At 37.6% G+C, this 1,070-nt stretch carries 1 protein-coding gene; it reads left to right on the forward strand.

Going from position 1 to position 1,070, the window contains the following annotated elements; genetic code table 11:
• Positions 1–116: 116 nt before the first annotated feature.
• Complete coding sequence (locus CLOSYM_RS19425) at positions 117–947, forward strand: sialate O-acetylesterase (RefSeq protein WP_044902954.1); 831 nt, start codon at positions 117–119, stop codon at positions 945–947.
• The last annotated feature ends 123 nt before the right edge of the window (positions 948–1,070 follow it).

The raw sequence follows: 1,070 nt of genomic DNA on the forward strand, positions 1-1,070 counted from the left end.
GAGGGTTAAACTTCGTACCGGTTCGATTCCGGTCTGCGGCATTAGTGAAAAATGGAGGAAACGTTGAATTAACAGCGTTTCCTCTGTTTTTTTGTTTAGGTTGGAGGAGATTAAAAATGAAATCCGTTTTACTTATAGGACAATCAAATATGGCAGGGCGTGGATTTTTACATGAGGTCAAACCAATTTATAATGAAAATATCCTTATGCTCAGAAACGGCAGGTGGCAGATGATGGCGGAACCGATTCACTTTGATAGATCGGTCGCTGGTATTGGTCCGGCAGCGTCATTTGCACAGGCATGGTGTAATGCAAATAAGAATGAACAAGTTGGACTGATTCCTTGTGCAGAAGGTGGTAGTTCTATTGATGAATGGAATGTTGAAGGAGCTTTATTTCGTCATGCAATTAGTGAGGCGAAGTTTGCTATGGAAACTAGCGACTTGATTGCAATCTTATGGCATCAGGGAGAAAGTGATAGCCATAGTGGAAAATATAAAGATTATTATCAAAAACTTAATGTCATGGTTAATTCATTCAGAAAAGAATTGGGCGTTTTGGAGGTCCCGTTTATTGTTGGCGGTTTGGGTGATTATTTGGGAAAATCTGCATTTGGGCGGAGTTGTGTAGAGTATGAATTGGTTAATCAAGAATTACTCAGATACGCAGAAAATAATAGTAATTGTTATTTTGTAACTGGAGAAAAATTATATTCAAATCCTGATGGTATTCACATTAATGCAGAGTCTCAAAGAAGATTTGGTATAAGATATTTTGAGGCTTATCAGACAAAATCAAACGTGAACAAGTCATTAGACGGCGAGGCAGAAATTGTAAAGGTATGCTGTGAAAAAGAACACACCATTGCAGAAAAAAGATATATGGCATTAGAGCAATTTACCTTGGGAAAAAATTCGTTAGAAGAAGTAATGGAATTTTTAAAGTAGCTTCATAAAATTTCAGTCTGCAGGCTCCCATCTGCGGTATTTTGGAAAGGAAAACCAGTAATCTACATAGTGGATTTCTGGTTTTTTTATGGCTCTTTGTCAATAGTTGGGGTGGGATTTGTT

It is taken from the genome of [Clostridium] symbiosum ATCC 14940 (genome assembly GCF_000466485.1).
In the GTDB taxonomy this organism is placed as follows: Bacteria; Bacillota; Clostridia; order Lachnospirales; family Lachnospiraceae; genus Otoolea; species Otoolea symbiosa.